This is a genomic window from Amycolatopsis sp. GA6-003, assembly GCF_046267895.1.
Lineage (GTDB): Bacteria > Actinomycetota > Actinomycetes > Mycobacteriales > Pseudonocardiaceae > Amycolatopsis.
Genome location: NZ_CP176499.1, coordinates 1,315,187 through 1,331,719, shown reverse-complemented (window position 1 = coordinate 1,331,719; position 16,533 = coordinate 1,315,187). Strand labels below are relative to the sequence as shown.

Sequence of the window (16,533 nt, the reverse complement as noted above, 5' to 3'; positions counted from 1 at the left end):
TTCATGGCGCTACTGCTTGTAACGTCGGCCGTCGGGCAGCCAGCCCGGACGGCGAAGGGGAGAGATGTCGTTTTCGAGAATCAGCGGCGGCGCGGCGGCGCTGCGGACGGCGCGGGCGTTCGCGGTCCTCGCCGGGCGATCGCTGCTGCTGGGGCCGGCCGCCGCGGCGGCGTGGCTGCGGGGCGGACGGTTCGACCGAGCCGGCTGGCTGGCGGACACCGTGGTGGCGCTGGGACCGGCGTTCGTGAAGGCGGCCCAGCTGCTGAGCACGCGGGCGGACCTCCTGCCGCCGCGCACGTGCCGCGCGCTTTCCCGGTTGCACGACCAGGTTCGCCCGGTTCCGCTGCGCACGGCGCCCGCGCTGAGGTTCGGCACGGGCGAGCCGCGGCTGGTCGGCGCGGGCAGCATCGCCTGCGTGTACCGGGTGGTCCTCCCGGACGGCCAGGCGGTCGCCGCCAAGGTGCGCAGGCCGGGGATCGTCCAGTCTCTCTCGGCTGATCTCGCGATGCTGGAACGAGGCGCACGGCTGGCGGCCAGGCTGCCGATGCTGCGCGGCGTGCCGGTCGCCGCCGTCGCCGCGCAGCTCGCCGAGAGCATCCGCGCGCAGCTCGACTTCGGCAGGGAAGCGGAGCGGCTCGAAGGCTTCCGGAAAGCGCTCAGCGTCGCGGACGGGGTGACCGTGCCCGGAGTCCGGCCCGAACTGTCCACAGAGGACATTCTGGTGATGGACTTCCTGGACGGGCTGGCGCGCCGCCGTCCGGAGGAACTCGGCGAGGAGGAGCGCCGGAACGCGGTCGTCACGGCGTTGCGCGCGGTGTACCGGATGCTCTTCCTGGACGGGGTGGTGCACTGCGACCTGCACCCCGGAAACCTCTACTTCCGCGACGACGGCTCGATCGTCGTGCTCGACGCGGGGTTCACCGTCCAGCTGTCGGAGTCCGCGCGCGAGAAGTTCGCCGCGTTCTTCTACTGCATGAGCCAGGGCGACGGCGAGGCCTGCGCGGACATCGTGCTGTCCACCGCGACAGCCCCGCCCGGCTCCGACACCGCGGGGTTCCGCGCCGGACTCGCCGCGCTGGTCGAGGAGCACACCGGACGCAGCGCGGCCGAGTTCGACCTGGTTTCCTTCGCCGCCAAGCTGTTCGACCTCCAGCGCCGGCACGGCCTGCACGCCGATCCGCAGTTCGTGTTCCCGATCCTGTCCCTGCTGGTGCTGGAGGGCACGGTGCGCGCATTCCATCCGGACGTCGATTTCCAGCGGGAGGCCCGGCCCATGCTGGTGACCGCACTGATGGAACGCGTCGTGGCCGTGCCGCGGGAAGTCCGGTGAGGCCCGCCGTCCTGGCCCGGGCGCTGCGTCAGCACCCGCGGCAGGTCGACTTCGGGCTGCGCCGGTTCCGGCTGCGGCCCGGCCCCGCGCGCGGCGTGCTGGAGTCGTCCGGACGAGCGTTCCTGACCGGGTTGAACGCCTCGGTCGAGCCGGACCCCGGCGCGCTCGGGCGGCAGGTGTCCGCGCTCGAACCGGAGCTGCGCGGGTTCGCGTTCGAGGGCGCGGGAATGGGCTGCGCCCTGCTGGACCTGCTCCTCCCGGTCCGGCGCGGCCGGGTCGCGGCTCTGCTGAACGGACCGGCCGCGGACTATCCGCACCTCGTGCACGTCGGCGTCGGCTGGGCGTACGCGCGGCTGCGGCTGCGCCCCTCGCGGAACGCGGGGACGGATCCGCTGCTGCGGTGGCTGGCCTGGGACGGATTCGGCTTCCACCAAGGCTTTTTCCACCCCGACCGGGCGATCGGCCGCCGGCGCGTGGAACCCGGGATCGGCCGGGGGCCGCGGCAGATCCGCGACCAGGGGCTCGGCCGGGCGCTGTGGTTCTGCGAATGCGCGGACCCCGACGGCGTCGCACTGCGGATCGCGGAATTCCCGGTCGGGCGGCAGGCAGACCTGTGGAGCGGAATCGGTCTCGCCGCGACGTACGCGGGCGGTGCGGACGCCGCCGAACTCGCCCGGCTCACCGACCTGTCCGGGCCGTTTCGCGCGCACCTGGCACAGGGCTGCGCGTTCGCCTGCGCCGCGCGGCGGGTCAGCGGCATCGTGCCCGCGCACACCGACAAAGCGGCCGAAGTGCTGGCCGGCGTCAGCACCGACGCCGCCGCGGACTGGACCGACCGGGCGCTCGGACGGTGCGCGCCATCCCCGTCCACGCTCGCGGACTACCAGCGCTGGCGCGCGGAAATCCGGTATCTCTGGGAGAGGAAGAACCGATGAGGCCCTTTCTGCGCCGGCATCTGGCCCGCGTAGTCGCCTTGGCCGGCTGCGCGGCGGTATTCGCGTTCACGGTCGTCCCGCAGTCGTCCTCGGCCGGGGAAACCGAGCTGGCGCGCCAGTTCTCGTTCGCCGCCTCGCCGGTCAGCCCGGACAACGCGCCCGGCGGACGGCACGTGCGGACCGTCGCCCCGGCCTACGAGCAGATCCGGTCGTGGATCTCCTCCGTGGGCGCGGCGACCGCGCTGTTCTCCGCGGACGGCGGACCGGTCTCGCACGACGTCTGCCTGGTGGACCCTCGCACGGACACGGTCACCGTCGAACCCGCTCCCGGGACCGGCGCGCGATACCAGCCGTTCCCGCTCGTCCCGGCGGGGTTGCAGATGCCGTCGTTCGCGGCGCCGATGGGCTGCCTGCCCGCCGACGTCGGCGAGAACGGCCGTCAGGACGTCGTCGTCTACTACTGGGGGCGTTCCCCGGTCGTCTTCGAGCGGCTGCCCGGGACCGCGCCGTCGGCGGCCGCGTTCCGGCCGCGCGAGCTGGTCAGCCCGTGGCAGGTGTGGAACACCAATGCCGCCACGATCGGCGATTTCGACGGCGACGGGCACCCCGACCTCGTGTTCGGCAACTATTTCCCGGACGGCGCGCGCGTGCTCGATCCCACCGCGCACCAGCCAGAACTGGTGATGAACGATTCGCTGTCCCACGCCGCGAACGGGGGCACGCTCCGGCTGTTCCGCTCCGCGGGCGGCGGCCGGTTCGCCGAGGCGCCCGACGCCTTCCCGCCGGAGGTGCGCACCGGATGGGCCCTGGCGCTCGCCGCCCAGGACATCGGCGGCCGGGGACTGCCGGATCTCTACGTGGCCAACGACTTCGGGCCCGACCACCTGCTGGTCAACGAGTCCGCGCCGGGCCGCGTCGCGTTCCGCACGGCGACCGGGACGCGGCACGCGACGACGCCGAAGTCGAAGGTGCTGGGCAACGATTCGTTCAAGGGCATGGGCGTGGCCTTCGCCGACCTCGACGCGAAGGGCGTCCCGGACATCCTGGTCAGCAACATCACCGAGCCGTATGCGCTGCAGGAAAGCAACTTCGCCTACCAGTCCACCGCGGACCGCGCCGGGACCGCAGCGCGCTTGCGCGACGGCGTGGCTCCTTACGACGACCGCAGCGAGGACCTTGGCTTGTCTCGCACCGGATGGTCGTGGGACGTCAAGGCCGCCGACTTCGCCAACTCCGGGTCCGAGGAGGTCATGCACGCGACCGGGTTCGTCGCCGGGGAGGTGAACCGGTGGGCGCAGCTGCAGGAGACCGCGATGTCGAACGACCTGGTGCTGAGCCACCCCGCGTTGTGGCCGCGGTTCACCGAGGGCACCGATCTGTCCGGACACGACCACAACTCGTTCTTCGCCCGCGGCGCGGACGGCCGCTACGTGAACGTCGCGGACCAGGTCGGGGTCGGCACCGATGCGGTCAGCCGCGCGTTCGCGGTCGGCGATGTGGACGGCGACGGCCGGCTGGACTTCGTCGTCGCCAACCAGTGGGCGCCGTCCACTCTGTACCGCAACACGTCGCCGGCCGGGGCTTTCCTCGGCCTGCGCTTGCGAAAACCCGTCGGCGACAACGCGTGCCGTGCGGGCGGGCCCGGTCCGGCGACACCCGCGATCGGGGCCGAGGCGGAAGTCGCCGCGCCGGGCGGCGGAAAACGGCTGCAGCAGGTGTACCCGGCCAACGGGCACAACGGCGTCAACGCCCCGGACCTGCACTTCGGCCTGGGCAGCCAGCCGCCGTCCGCCGTGCCCGTGCGCCTGGCGTGGCGGGACGGCTGCGGACACCGCCACGAGGGTTCGGTGTCGCTCCCGCCCGGCTGGCACCAGCTGCGGCTCAACCCCGACGGCACCATCGAGGAGGACCGGTGACCAAGTCCCCGAGCGAACGCCGTTCCGCCGCCCTGCGCCGGTTCGGCGCGTCGATCACCGTGCTGACCGTGCTCGGGCACACCGTGCTCGGCTTCGAACAGGCGTATCTCACGCCGGTGGTCGCCGTGTTCGCCGCGCTGGCCGCGGAGATCGTGCTGGAGTCGGTCGACGCCGCGGTTGCCGGCCGTCGTCCGCGCTACCTCGGCAAACCCGGCGCGGTGGTCGACTTCCTGCTTCCCGCCTACATCACCGGCATGGCGTGCGCGATGCTGCTGTACGCCAACGACCGGTTCATGCCGACCGTGCTCGCTTCCGTCGTCGGGGTCGCTTCGAAATACCTCGTGCGGGTGCGGATCGGCGGCAAGAGCAGGCACGTGCTCAACCCGAGCAACGTCGGGATCGTGGTGGTCCTGCTGCTCTTCGGCTGGGTCGGCATCGCGCCGCCGTACGAGTTCACCGAATGGGTCACCGGCTGGTGGGGCGCGGTCGTGCCCGCCCTGCTGCTGGTCGCGGGGACGATGCTGAACGCCCAGCTCACCGGCAAGGTGCCGCTGATCCTCGGCTGGGTCGCCGGGTTCCTCGGCCAAGCGGTGCTGCGGGCGCTGTTCACCGATATTTCGCTGGTCAGCGCGGTGCTGCCGATCACCGGCACGGCGTTCGTCCTGTTCACCAACTACATGATCACCGACCCCGGCACCACGCCGTCGTCGCGGCGGAACCAGGTCTGGTTCGGGCTCGCCACGGCTGCGGTCTACGGCGTGCTGGTGCAGTTCCACGTCGTGTTCGGCCTGTTCTTCGCGCTGACGATCACCTGCGCGCTGCGGGCTGCGGCGCTGGCGGTCGCCGCGCGGAAGAGTCCGCAGTGGACTGTCCTGGTCCCCGCGCCGCGCACCGCCGCCGAACCGGTTCCGGCCCGGGAGCCCGCATGACCCGCCGCGAACCCGGCGAGCCGATCGCGATCGTCGGGGCGGCCTGTCGCTACCCGGACGCGGCCGATCCGGCGCAGCTGTGGGAAACCGTGCTCCACCAACGCCGCGCGTTCCGGCGGCTGCCGCCCGGACGGCTGGACCTCGCCGACTACTGGAGCGCCGACGCCAGCGTCCCGGACCGGACCTACAGCACCCAGGCCGCGGTGCTGGCGGACTGGGAGTTCGACCGGGAGGCGTTCCGGATCCCCGGTCCGACGTTCCGCGCCGCAGACCCCGCGCATTGGCTCGCGCTGGAAACCGCGGACCGCGCGCTCGCCGACGCCGGTCATCCGGCGGGTGCCGGCCTGGACGCGGACCGGGTGGCCGTCGTCGTCGGCAACAGCCTGACCGGCGAGGTGACCCGCGCCCGGACGCTGCGGCTGCGCTGGCCCTACGTCCGCGACGTCCTGCGCGCCTCGGTGCCCGAGGCGGACCTCGCGGAGGTCGAAAAGCGGTATCTGGCGGCGTTTCCGGAGATCGGCGACGAGACGCTGGCCGGGAGCCTCGCCAACACCATCGCGGGCCGCATCTGCAACCACTTCGGCTTCCACGGCGGCGGGTACACAGTGGACGGCGCGTGCGCTTCGTCGATGCTCGCCGTGATCACCGCCTGCCGCGCGCTGCGAGACGGCGGAGCCGACTTCGCGCTCGCCGGGGGAGTGGACCTGTCGCTCGACCCGTTCGAACTGGTCGGCTTCGCCAAGACTGGAGCGCTCGCCGCGGAGGAGATGCGGATTTACGACGAGCGTTCAGCGGGCTTCTGGCCTGGCGAGGGCTGCGGAATGCTCGCGCTCGCCCGCGCCGAAGACGCCCGGGCGGCGGGATTGCCGGTGTACGCGGAGATCCTCGGCTGGGGCGTCTCCTCGGACGGCCGCGGCGGCATCACCCGGCCCGAGGCGGACGGGCAGCTGCTCGCGCTGCGCCGGGCGAGCGAGATGGCGGGCGTCGAGCACGCCGAGATCGGGCTGTACGAGGGACACGGCACCGGGACGGCGGTCGGCGACGTGGTCGAGCTGACGGCGTTGAACCGGGCTCGGTCCGGGGCGCGGTCGGCCGCCGCGCTCGGTTCGGTCAAGGCGAACATCGGGCATACCAAGGCGGCGGCCGGAGCGGCCGGGGTGCTCAAGGCCGCGCTGAGCGTGTCCTCGGGGCTGCTGCCGCCGACCACCGGCTGTGCGGCGCCGCATCCGGCGGTCGGGGAGACCTTGCGGGTGCTGCCGGCTCCGGAGCCGTGGCCGGACGCTCGCCGGTTCGCCGGGGTGAGCGCGATGGGGTTCGGCGGCATCAACACCCACGTCGTGCTGGGCGCCCCGGCGCGGACCAGGCCGGTGCGGTCGCCGGCGGCGGGCCGGCCGACGCCGGACTACGACGTCATCGCCGTCAGCGGGCCCGACGCCGCTCGGGTCGCCGCCGAACTGGCCCGGATCGCCGAGGCGGCGCCGCGGTTGTCACGGTCGGAGCTGCACGACCTCGCGTGCCAGTACGGACGGCGGGACACCGCCGGGCCCGTCCGAGCCGCGCTCGTCGCCCGCACCCCGGCCGAACTCGCCTCGCTCGCCGCGCGGGCGGCAGCCGAGGTGCCGCCCGCGCCCGGAAAGCTTTCGACCTTCCCTGGTGCCTGGCTGGGAAACGCCGTGCCGGGCCGAATCGCGCTGCTGTTCCCTGGACAGGGCGCGAGCGGAGCGGAACCGGCCGACACCGCAGTGGCCCAGCCCGCGATCTACCGTGCCTGCCGCACCGCGCTCTCCCGGCTCGAAGAGCTGGGCGTGACCGCCAGCGTCGCGATCGGACACAGTCTCGGCGAACTTGCCGCGCTCACCTGGGCGGGTTGTCTGTCCGCAGAGGACGGTGAACGGCTGGCGATCGAACGCGGCCGGATCATGGGCAAGTACGGCACTCCCGGCACCGGCATGCTCGCCGTCGCGGCGAGCGCGGCCGAGGTGCAGGCGCTCTGCGCGGGGACGGACGTCGTGCTCGCTGCCGACAACTCCGCTCTGTCGCAAGTGCTTTCCGGTTCGGTGGAGGAACTTCAGACGGTGGCGAGCGCGGCCGAGCGGCGCGGGTTCCGCGTCACGCGGCTTCCCGTGTCCCACGGATTCCACAGTCCCGCCATGGCCGCCTGCGCCGCGCCGTGGCGGGAGTTCCTCGAGAGCATCGAACTCCGGCCGGTACGGCGCACCGTTCTGTCCACTGTGTACGGTCGGCAGCTCACCGAGCAGGACGATCTCGTCGAGCTGCTCGTCCAGCAGTTGTGCGCGCCGGTGCAGTTTCGGGCCGCTGTCGAGGCCGTCGACGCGGACCTGTTCTGCGAAGCGGGTCCTGGCCGGGCGTTGAGCGCTCTGACCGGACGGGCGGCCGTCAGCATGGATATCGGCGCAACCGGCGACCGTGCGGCCGCCGACTCCGCGGCCGCGCTGTTCGCCGCCGGGGCCGTCGTGAACCTCTCCCGGTGGTTCGCCGGACGCGTCGCGCGGCCGGTCGATCTCGACCGCGAACCGCAGTTCCTGACGAACCCGTGTTCCGCAGCGCCCGCCGTGATTCCGGCTCCCCGGGAGGAGAAGGACGCCGTACCGGCTCGCGACGCGGCCGCGACGGTCACCAGCCTGTTAGCCGAGGCGACCGAACTAGACGCGGCGCTGATCGGCTCCGACGCCCGCCTTCTCGCCGACCTCAACCTGAGTTCGCTGCGGGCCACCCAGCTCGTGGTCGAGGCGGCGTCGGCGCTCGGCCGGAAGCTGCCGTCGGTGTCGATGGCGTTCGCCGACAGCTCGGTCGGCGAGGTGATCGCGGAGATCGAACGGCTCCCGGAGACCGCGGAACCCGACGGGGAAACACCGGGCGTGCGGCCGTGGACCGGCTGTTTCACCGAGGCCCTGGTCCCGGTCCGGCTCGGACCCTGGCGGCCGACCGAAACCGTGTACGTCGCCGATCCCGAAGACGTCGACGCACTGCTCGACGCCGGGCGGAAAGCCCTGCACCACCAGGCGCTCGTCGTGGTGACGCACGACTGCGCGACCAGCGGCTTCTTCCGCTCGCTGCACCAGGAACATCCCGCCGTCGGCATCACCCTCGCCCAGGTCCCGCCCGGCGCGACGGATGTCTCCGCGTTGCACGCCGAACCCGGCCGATTCCGCGAGTTGATCCTCGGCGAGGACGGCGCCTGGTACGAACCGGGCGAGCAGTTCGTTTCCGCGGAGCCGGGCGAAACCCCGCTCGACGGCCAAGACGTGCTCCTGGTCAGCGGCGGCGGCAAAGGCATCGGCTACGCATGCGCCTCCGCGCTGGCCAGCACGACCGGGCTCGCGCTGGCGATCCTCGGCCGCTCCCGTCCGGAGACCGACGAACTCCTCCGGTCCAATCTGGACCGGCTCCGGACGGACGGCATCCGCGTCGCCTACGAGGCCGCCGACGTCGGCGACCCGGACGCCGTCGCGCTCGCCGTGGAGAAACTCACCGCCGAAACCGGGCCGGTGACCGCGTTGCTGCACGCGAGCGGCATCAACGAACCTGCCCGGTTCTCCGCTCTGACCGCCGGCCAGGTCCGCGCTCACCTGCGCCCGAAGATCACCGGGCTCCGCGCGCTGCTCGCCGCCGTCCCGCCCGGATCGCTGCGGCTGCTGGTCACGTTCGGCTCGGTGATCGGGGCGGCCGGGATGGCGGGGGAGTGCCACTACGCGCTGGCCAACGGCCTCCTGCGCGCCGAGGCCCGGCGGCTCGCGCGGGAGCTGCCCTCCTGCCGGGTGCTCGACATCGCCTGGTCGGCGTGGTCGGGCGCCGGCATGGCCGAACGCATGGGCGCGGCGCAAGCCCTCGCCCGCTCCGGGGCCGCGCCGATCCCGGTCGAGGACGGCGCCGAGCTGTTCCTGCGCCTGCTGCGAACGCCGTCGACGGCCGCCGACGTGTCCGTGCACGGACGGCTCGGCGAGGCGCCCCCGACGGGAACGGGCCGGTTCCTGGAGCGGATCCGGGCGGGCCACCCCGGCGTGGAACTCGTCGCCGACACGACGCTTTCGCTGCGCACCGACCCGTGGCTGGACGGCCACCGGGTCGACGGAGCAGCCCTGCTGCCCGCGGTCGTCGGGCTGGAGGCCATGGCGCAGGCCGCATCCACGGTCGCTGGGCGGGCCCTGACGACGGCGTGCGACGTCAGGTTCGACCGGCCGGTCATCATTCCCGACACGGACGAGCACACTGTCCGGGTGTGTGCGCTGCGGGAGGGCGACGTCGTCACCACCGTGCTGCGCAGTGCCGAATCGAACTTCCAGACCGACCACTTCAGGGCGGTATTTCCCTTTTCTGATAGGGAAAACGCTCTGCCGCTGCCGGAGGTTCCCGAGCGCGGCCGAATCGAACCGGCCGAACTGTACGACCGGTTGTTGTTCCACAGTGGACACTTCCGCCGGGTCGCCGCGGCCGCCGTGCCGGACCCGTGGTCGTGCCGGGCCACGATCACCCCGAACGACGAGCCCTGGTTCACCTCGGTGCTCGGCGAACCGGCCGCGCACGACGCCACCGTGCACGTCCTGCAAGCGTGCGTCCCGACGCGACGGCTGCTGCCCGTCGCCTGCGACCGCGTCGGCTTCGACCCGCGCGCGGCGGGCCCGTGGGAACTCCGCGGCATCGAACAACACGCCGCGGACGGCCGCTATACCTGGGACGTCGTGGCCGCCGACGCGGAAGGACGTGCCGCCGTCCGATGGACCGGCCTCCGACTGGCTGACACCGGACCGCTGCCCGACGACCGGCCGTGGCCGTCGGCGCTGCTGTCGGTGGCGATCACCCGGACCGCGGCAGCGCTCGGCCTCGATTCCTCGCTGCGCGTATCGATCGGCGAACCGTTCGCTGTGGACGCCGAAGCGGGCTGTCCGGTCGCCTGCGCTTGGGAATTCGTCGAACCGCACGAACCACCGGATCCCGGACTGCTTCGCGTCCTCTCGGGGCCGTGCGACGAGCCGCCCGAGCGCCTGGCCGCACGGGCGTCCACGGTGGCGAGGTGCCTAACCCAGGTGAGTGCAAGTCCTTCGGAGACAAGGTTTTCCGGGGCCTACGACGGAGGCTGGGTCGTCCTCGCCGCCGGACGCGCGCGGATCGCCTCCGCGGTCTTCGCCGTGGACGGGTACCGGCTGCCCGTCGCGATCGCGCTGCTCACGGCCGGAGGTGCCGAGTGACCCCGGCCTACCGGTACCGGCATCCCGTCACGCTGGAGGAGACCAACCTCGTCGGCAATGTGTACTTCGCGCATTACGTTCGCTGGCAAGGACATTGCCGGGAACGGTTCCTCGCCGAGCACGCGCCGGACGTCCTCGCCTCGCTCGCCGACGGCTTCGCCGTGGTCACCACCGGATGCGGCTGCGAGTACTTCGGCGAGCTGACCGCCGGGGACGTCGTCGAACTGCGCATGACCCTGACCGAACTCGAAGGCCACCGCGTGGCGATGGCGTTCGACTACTACCGCACCGAGGTCGCCGTGCCGCAGCTGGTGGCCCGCGGGCACCAGGCCGTCGCGTGCATGGCCCGCGGGCCCGGCGGGCTGGAGCCGGTCCCAGTCCCCGAGCAACTCCGGGAGGCCCTGACTCCGTACTTGAAAATCCAGTAGTACGCTGAGGCGGTGACGACCACCGCCCGAGGGGAACGGCAGTACCGCCAGTACTGCGGGCTCGCCGCCGCCCTCGACACCGTCGGCGAACGCTGGACGCTGCTCATCGTGCGCGAACTGCTGCTCGGCCCGCGCCGCTACACCGAGCTGCTCGCGGACCTGCCCGGCATCGGCACGAATCTCCTGGCGGACCGGCTGAAGAAGCTGGGTGCCGCCGGAATCGTCGAGCGAGCCGAAACCCGAGCCGGGCACGCGTACCGGCTCGGCCCGCTGGGCGAACAGCTGCGGGAACCGGTGCTGGCGCTGTCGAAATGGGGCATCGGGCTGCTGGGCGAACCGAGCGCGGACATGGTCACGCGGCCGCATTGGGCGCTGCTCGCCGTCCAGGCGATGGCGGACGCGAACCGCCTGCCGGAGGTGGCGGAGACGTACGAATTCACCGTCGACGACGAGAGCTTCCACCTGACCGTCGACCGCGGCGCGCTGACCACCGCGCGCGGACCCGCCGCGTCCCCGGCCCTGAGCATCCGCACCGACGCGACGACGTTCGTCCGCATCGGCGCCGGAGCGCTCGGCCCGTTCGAGGCGCTGGCCACGGGAAAACTGACGTTCTCCGGCGACCCGGACGCGGTGGTGCGCTGCTCGACGGTGCTCGGGCTGATGGAGCGATCCGAGCCGCGTCGGGGCGGGTGAGCCGGGCGGTTCTCGGGGGCGGATGCGGGGCGGCCGGTGTGCGGGTGCCGAGGGGCGGGCGGGTTCGTCGGCAGTCTGGCTGCGACTCGCCAGCTCGAGCCGCGCCTAAGTGCCGCGCTCGGCGACCAGCGACACGCGCTTGATCGACGCGCTGACCTCGATGACCGCGCGCGAGGTGTGGTTCGCGGCCGGGTGCCGAGGTTGCGCTCGGGAGATTCGCCGGTGCGGGCGGATGTGACGGCGGCGGATATGGCGCGGCCAGTGCTCGCCCGCGGGTGTCGCCGGTCGCGCGGGCGGGTTGGCCGGCGGTCCGGTTGATGCAATTTCGGCGCGCCAGCGCGCGGATGGGCCGCGAGACGCCGCGCGGCGCGGGCGAGCTGGCCGGCACCGGAACTCGGGGAAGCGGCCTGGTCCGCCCGCGCACGGGCGAATCAGGCCGCTGTCCGGGCCCGAAACCTCAGAGCCGAACCTCAGGGCGAACCTCAGAGTCCGCCCACCTTCACCGGGAACTTCTGGATCGTCGCGATCGTCGTGTCCGGGTCGTCCGGCAGGACCAGGTCCACCGGGTTCTGAAGCTGGTACAGGTCGCCTCGCGGCGGGAACTGCGTCAGCTGGCCGACGAGCTGCGCCGGGTTCTTCGTGGTCAGCACCAGCGGCTCGTACGCCTTCCGGGACTGGATGCCCGCGCGGCGCAGCATGTCGTCGGGCTGGTCGATCGTCATGGTGAAGCTCAGGACCATGACCTGCTCGTAGCGCGGCGGGAACTTCTGCGTCATCTTGAGCAGGCTCTTGGCGTCCACGTCGACGTCGTTCTGCTCGATCGTGATCGTGCCGCCGCCCTGCCGCGCGCTGTCGCCGCCGGGGAGTTCGCCCGACACCCGGTGGCCGACCACGCGCAGCCGCACCGAGTTGACCGGGTCGTCCGGGTTGACGTCGACCCGGACCTTGATCCCGCCGCGGAAATCGACGCTGACCAGGGCCGTGCGGATCCGCAGCGGCGTGTTGACCGCGAGGCAGCTGCACGGGATCTCCGCCCCGATCGGCGGCAGGCCGGTCTGCTGCGGGAAGGCCTGGGCCTGCTGCCCGCCCAGCAGGCCGCCGGCCGCGACGCCGCCCACCCCCAGCGCGGCCGCCGCGGCGGCTCCCTTCAGGAAGTCCCGCCGGTCCTTGCCGGAGCCGGGCTCTTCGGGTTTCTCGTCGTTCGGAGCAGGCATCCTCTACCTCCGCGGGTGCGTTTCGAAGAGTTCTGGCACGCTTGAATTTAAGGTAGCGGCCGACCGCCCGGCCAGGCTCCGGACCAAGATCGACCCGGTCGTGTCCGCCGCCGGCGACCCGGGGCGACCGGACCTGGGGGACCGGGCCAGCCGGACAGGCGACCCCGGTCATCAGATCGGTGGAGCGGCAGCGGCGAGAAGTCCCGGCGGGAACACGCTGATCGAAAGGCGGCCGGGAATCGGCGTATCGCGCAAGCTCGCGGCGCGGAATCGCGCTACGCCGGGAGCGACCCCGTCCGGGACGGACCGGAAAACGAAAAGCGGGACCCGGCCGCCCGGCCGGGTCCCGCGTTCTCGAGGCGGAAATCAGTCTTTCTTCAGCGCGTTCTTGACTTTGTCGGCCGCGTCGCCGAGAGCGTCTTTCACGTTTTCCGCGGCTTCCTTGATCCCGGCCTTCGCCTGGTCGGCTTTGCCCTCGTTCCGCAGGTTCTCGTCGCCGGTCAGGGAACCGGCGGCTTCCTTGGCCTTGCCGCCGAAGTCGTCTGCCTTGGCGCCGATCTTATCGCCCATCGACACGGGTCTCCTCCTTCATTGCCGAACAACGAACGCGGAATGCGATCAGAGTGGACGACAGCGCGGATCCCGAATCGTCACTCACCCGATCATGTGATCGTCGCCACTCGTTCGGTGAGTGAGTTTCGCGTGGCGGCGGAGTCGAACCGATGAACAGGACAACGGGAACCGACTGGAGGAGAACCGATGGCTTCGACGACTGACACGACGGCCAAGACCCAGGACGTGGAAAAGGTCAACGCCGGCCCGCTGACGAGTTCGCAGGGGACGACCACCGTCGCGGACGTGGTGGTGCAGAAGATCGCCGGGCTGGCGACGCGGGAGATCCCGGGCGTCTACGACCTGGGCGGCGGCGCGGCGCGGGCGTTCTCGGCGCTGCGGGAGCGGATCCCGGGCGCGACCGCGTCGGCCGGGCAGGGCGTCTCGGTCGAGGTGGGCGAGAAGCAGGCCGCGGTGGACCTGCAGATCGTCGTCGAGTACGGCGTTTCGATCGCCGAGGTCGCGCGCTCGATCCGGCGCAACGTGATCAGCGCCGTGGAGGGGATGACCGGGCTCGAGGTGGTCGAGGTCAACATCAACGTGGGCGACCTGCACCTCCCGTCCGACGACGACGAGGACGGCTCCGGCGACAGCGGCCGGGTGCAGTGAGCGGAGGCGGGCCGTCGGGCGGGCGAACGGACGGGGCGGCGCGCTCCGGGCCGGTGAACCCGCTCGAGGAGGCCGGCCGGATCGCCGCCGCGGTGCGGGAGCTGCCGGAGGTGGCGGACGTCCACAGCGGCCGGTTCGGCCGGGTCGCCACGCTCGGGGCGGGCGGCCGGGTGGGCGGAGTGCGGGTGACCGAGGAGGACGTGACCGTCGGCGTGACGGTGCGGACTCCGTTCTCGGCGGGCGACGTGGCGGCCGCGGTGCGCGCGGCCGTCGCGTCGCCCGGCCGTCCGGTGCACGTGCTCATCGCCGATGTCGCCGATGCCGCCGATACCGACGGCGTCGCTGATGTCGCTGATGCCGCCGATGCCGACGGCGTCGCTGATGTCGCCGATGCCGACGGCGTCGCGGACGTCGCCGATGCCGCCGGCGTCGCGGCGGCGGAAACCGAGTCGGAAAACGGGAAGGAGACGGTGTCGTGAACGCAACCGGATTGGGGCTGATCACCGGCCTCGCGCTGGGCCTGGCCGCCGCGATCGGAGGGTTCGGAGCGTTTCTGCTCGTGCTCGTGCTGGGCGCGGTGGGGCTGCTGGTCGGCCGCCTGCTGGACGGCAAGCTCGACCTTTCGCAGCTCACCGGCCGCGACCGGGGGTGAGCCGTGGCTGTCGCAGCGGAGGCCGGAATCGCTCCGGAGGAGCGGGGGAGCCTCACGATCAGCGAACACGCCGTCGAGCGGATGGCCGCGCACGCGGCGGGCGAGATCGACCGGGTCGGCGGGGCGGCGGGGCGGACGCTCGGGATCAGCCTCGGCGGCGAAGCGCTGGACCGGTCGGCGAAGACGTCCGCCCGGATCGCGGGCGGCGAGGTGGAGCTGGACGTGCGGATTTCGCTGGAATACCCGGCTCCGGTCGGCGCGACGACCGAACGGGTGCGCGGCCATCTCCGCGGGGAGGTCGAGCGCATGACCGGAATGCCGGTCCGCCGCGTCGGCATCACGGTGACGGCTTTGCACACGGAGACCGCCGGGCGACGGGTCGAGTGACGCGGCGGCTCGCGGGCGTGGTCCGGCGGGCTTGGCCGGTGTGGTCGTGGCGTGCCGAGCGTCGGTGCGGGCGCATGTCGGGGTCGCTGGCGGCGCGGCGGGCTCGCGGGCGTGGTCCGGCGGGCTTGGCCGGTGCGGTCGTGGCGGGCCAGTGGCGTGCCGAGCGTCGGTGCGGGCGCATGTCGGGGTCCCTGGCGGCGCGGCGGGCTCGCGGGCGTGGTCCGGCGGGCTTGGCCGGTGCGGTCGTGGCGATCCAGTGGCGTGCCGAGTGTCGGCTCCGGGGGCATGCCGGGGTCGCTGGCGGGGCGGGCGAAGCATGGACTTCGCCGGTCTCTCTCGATGGGGCTTGGCCGGGCTGCGTCGCCGGAGCCGGGCGGATGAAGCCGCGACCCCGCCGGTCTCTCGACGGGCTGGCCGTTGGTGCGTGCCCGGCAGCCGGTGTCCGGGGCGTGTCCGAGCGGCACCCGAAGACTGCTCTGTCCAAGCCCACTAAGCGAAGGAGGATCAAGTGAAACGCCGAACCCGCCGGTCTCTCCCGGCGACCTTGACCGCCGCTGTGCTGCTGGCGGCGGCCGTCCTGGCGGCCGTCGCCGCGATTCAGCGGCTGACCGGGCACCAGCCGTGGCTGGACTACCGCGCGGTCGCCGCGGTCGTGCACGACGCGCGGTGGACCGAGCTCGTCCCGGCGCTGGTCTCGGGCGCGGTCGCCCTGCTCGGGCTGGGCCTGCTGTGGGCCGCGCTCCTGCCGGGCAAACGCCGGATCCTTCCGCTGACCGGGGACCCGGATTCGGGCGCCGACTCCACGGGCTACCGGGCCGCGCTGCGGGCGGCCGCGGCGGACGTGGACGGTGTCGAGCGAGCCCAGCTTTCGACCGGTTCGCGCAAGGTCAAGGTGCGGGTGAAAACCGCGCGCACCCGGACGGACGGGCTGGCCGACGCGGTCCGGGCCGCCGTCGAATCCCGGCTGGACCGCATTTCGCCGGCCCGCCGGCCCGCGGTGTCGGTGCGGGTCCGAGCTACCAGGGAGGCGTCATGAACCGTCCGGCCGCGCTCAACCGTTTTCTGCTCGCGGTGATCGGGCTCCTCCTGCTCGCGGCGGGCGGGTTCGGTCTGGCTACCCACTTCCGCGTGCTCCGGCTCGTCGACCCCGAGGCGCCGCTCGTGCCGGGGACGGAAGAACCGCCTACCTGGGTGTTTTACGTGATCGCCGCGGTGGCGGTAGTGGTGGGGCTGCTCGCGCTGCGCTGGCTGCTCGCCCAGCTCGCGCACCGGCCGCGCACGGGAGTGTGGCGGTTCGAAACCGACCCCGCCTACGGTCGCACTGAGTTGCGCGCGGACGACGCGGTCGCCCCCTTTGTCGAGGAATTGCGCGGATATCCCGGAGTGCACAAGGCGAGCGCGTCGCTCGCCGGAACCCGGGAAACCCCGGCTTTGGCGCTGATCGTCACCTGCGAGCAGGACGGGGACCTCGCCGAAATCCGCCGGCACCTCACCGAGGAAGGCCTTCCGCGGCTCAAGGAAGCGTTGGAACTGGACGAGCTTCCGGTCGAAATCGAGTTCCGGTTCACCAGCCGCGCGGCGGCTCGCGTCGGGTGAGCGGCGGCGAGATCCCCAAGACCAT

At 72.7% G+C, this 16,533-nt stretch carries 15 protein-coding genes; 13 read left to right on the top strand and 2 right to left on the bottom strand.

All coding sequences use genetic code 11. The features are described 5' to 3' along the window. The first annotated feature begins 64 nt into the window (after positions 1-64). The 7 genes from F9C12_RS05690 to F9C12_RS05660 are packed head-to-tail and all read left to right on the top strand — an operon-like array spanning position 65 to position 11,438. Positions 65-1,330 (top strand): ABC1 kinase family protein, encoded by a 1,266-nt coding sequence (locus tag F9C12_RS05690; RefSeq protein ID WP_409465056.1) that lies wholly within the window; start codon positions 65-67, stop codon positions 1,328-1,330. Further along, positions 1,327-2,265, top strand: coding sequence for a DUF1702 family protein (locus F9C12_RS05685; protein ID WP_409465055.1), 939 nt, complete (start codon positions 1,327-1,329; stop codon positions 2,263-2,265). The genes F9C12_RS05690 and F9C12_RS05685 overlap by 4 nt, the downstream gene beginning before the upstream one ends. Next, complete coding sequence (locus F9C12_RS05680) at positions 2,262-4,181, top strand: CRTAC1 family protein (protein ID WP_409465054.1); 1,920 nt, start codon at positions 2,262-2,264, stop codon at positions 4,179-4,181. Before F9C12_RS05685 ends, F9C12_RS05680 begins: the two co-directional genes overlap by 4 nt. Then, positions 4,178-5,110 (top strand): enediyne biosynthesis protein UnbU, encoded by a 933-nt coding sequence (locus F9C12_RS05675; RefSeq protein ID WP_409465053.1) that lies wholly within the window; start codon positions 4,178-4,180, stop codon positions 5,108-5,110. The genes F9C12_RS05680 and F9C12_RS05675 overlap by 4 nt, the downstream gene beginning before the upstream one ends. After that, complete coding sequence (locus tag F9C12_RS05670; RefSeq protein WP_409465052.1) at positions 5,107-10,317, top strand: SDR family NAD(P)-dependent oxidoreductase; 5,211 nt, start codon at positions 5,107-5,109, stop codon at positions 10,315-10,317. Before F9C12_RS05675 ends, F9C12_RS05670 begins: the two co-directional genes overlap by 4 nt. Beyond that, a complete protein-coding gene (locus F9C12_RS05665) occupies positions 10,314-10,745 on the top strand; it encodes an acyl-CoA thioesterase (RefSeq protein ID WP_409180912.1) in 432 nt (143 codons plus the stop codon). The genes F9C12_RS05670 and F9C12_RS05665 overlap by 4 nt, the downstream gene beginning before the upstream one ends. Positions 10,746-10,757: 12 nt before the next feature. After that, positions 10,758-11,438: a winged helix-turn-helix transcriptional regulator gene (locus tag F9C12_RS05660; RefSeq protein WP_409465051.1), complete on the top strand. Its 681-nt coding sequence runs from the start codon at positions 10,758-10,760 to the stop codon at positions 11,436-11,438. Between the two features lie 482 nt (positions 11,439-11,920). On the opposite strand, the gene F9C12_RS05655 is transcribed toward F9C12_RS05660, so the two are convergent. Both F9C12_RS05655 and F9C12_RS05650 read right to left on the bottom strand, forming a co-directional pair. Continuing rightward, positions 11,921-12,652: a twin-arginine translocation signal domain-containing protein gene (locus tag F9C12_RS05655; RefSeq protein WP_409180910.1), complete on the bottom strand. Its 732-nt coding sequence runs from the start codon at positions 12,650-12,652 to the stop codon at positions 11,921-11,923. Between the two features lie 366 nt (positions 12,653-13,018). Beyond that, positions 13,019-13,222 carry a CsbD family protein gene (locus tag F9C12_RS05650; protein WP_409187010.1) on the bottom strand — a complete coding sequence of 68 codons (204 nt, stop codon included), beginning with the start codon at positions 13,220-13,222 and terminating at the stop codon, positions 13,019-13,021. A gap of 189 nt (positions 13,223-13,411) precedes the next feature. Here F9C12_RS05650 and F9C12_RS05645 point away from each other — a divergent pair, with 189 nt between their 5' ends. The 6 genes from F9C12_RS05645 (at position 13,412) to F9C12_RS05620 (ending at position 16,508) form a co-directional block, all read left to right on the top strand. Then, on the top strand, positions 13,412-13,873 hold the full coding sequence (locus F9C12_RS05645) for an Asp23/Gls24 family envelope stress response protein (RefSeq protein ID WP_409180909.1): 462 nt from the start codon (positions 13,412-13,414) through the stop codon (positions 13,871-13,873). A 53-nt stretch (positions 13,874-13,926) separates the two neighbouring features. Then, positions 13,927-14,352 (top strand): hypothetical protein, encoded by a 426-nt coding sequence (locus F9C12_RS05640; RefSeq protein ID WP_409465050.1) that lies wholly within the window; start codon positions 13,927-13,929, stop codon positions 14,350-14,352. Beyond that, positions 14,349-14,525, top strand: a complete 177-nt coding sequence (locus F9C12_RS05635; RefSeq protein WP_037370607.1) for a hypothetical protein — start codon at positions 14,349-14,351, stop codon at positions 14,523-14,525. Before F9C12_RS05640 ends, F9C12_RS05635 begins: the two co-directional genes overlap by 4 nt. A 3-nt stretch (positions 14,526-14,528) precedes the next feature. Next, positions 14,529-14,912, top strand: a complete 384-nt coding sequence (locus F9C12_RS05630) for an Asp23/Gls24 family envelope stress response protein (RefSeq protein ID WP_409180907.1) — start codon at positions 14,529-14,531, stop codon at positions 14,910-14,912. 508 nt (positions 14,913-15,420) lie between these two features. Then, positions 15,421-15,948, top strand: a complete 528-nt coding sequence (locus F9C12_RS05625; protein WP_409465049.1) for a DUF6286 domain-containing protein — start codon at positions 15,421-15,423, stop codon at positions 15,946-15,948. Continuing rightward, on the top strand, positions 15,945-16,508 hold the full coding sequence (locus F9C12_RS05620) for an alkaline shock response membrane anchor protein AmaP (protein WP_409465048.1): 564 nt from the start codon (positions 15,945-15,947) through the stop codon (positions 16,506-16,508). Before F9C12_RS05625 ends, F9C12_RS05620 begins: the two co-directional genes overlap by 4 nt. Positions 16,509-16,533 lie beyond the last annotated feature (25 nt).

Coding starts and splice junctions, on each gene's coding strand:
- F9C12_RS05670 (WP_409465052.1), top strand. CDS start 5,107: ATGACCCGCCGCGAACCCGGCGAGCCGATCGCGATCGTCGGGGCGGCC.
- F9C12_RS05680 (WP_409465054.1), top strand. CDS start 2,262: ATGAGGCCCTTTCTGCGCCGGCATCTGGCCCGCGTAGTCGCCTTGGCC.
- F9C12_RS05650 (WP_409187010.1), bottom strand. CDS start 13,222: ATGGGCGATAAGATCGGCGCCAAGGCAGACGACTTCGGCGGCAAGGCC.
- F9C12_RS05620 (WP_409465048.1), top strand. CDS start 15,945: ATGAACCGTCCGGCCGCGCTCAACCGTTTTCTGCTCGCGGTGATCGGG.
- F9C12_RS05690 (WP_409465056.1), top strand. CDS start 65: ATGTCGTTTTCGAGAATCAGCGGCGGCGCGGCGGCGCTGCGGACGGCG.
- F9C12_RS05645 (WP_409180909.1), top strand. CDS start 13,412: ATGGCTTCGACGACTGACACGACGGCCAAGACCCAGGACGTGGAAAAG.
- F9C12_RS05655 (WP_409180910.1), bottom strand. CDS start 12,652: ATGCCTGCTCCGAACGACGAGAAACCCGAAGAGCCCGGCTCCGGCAAG.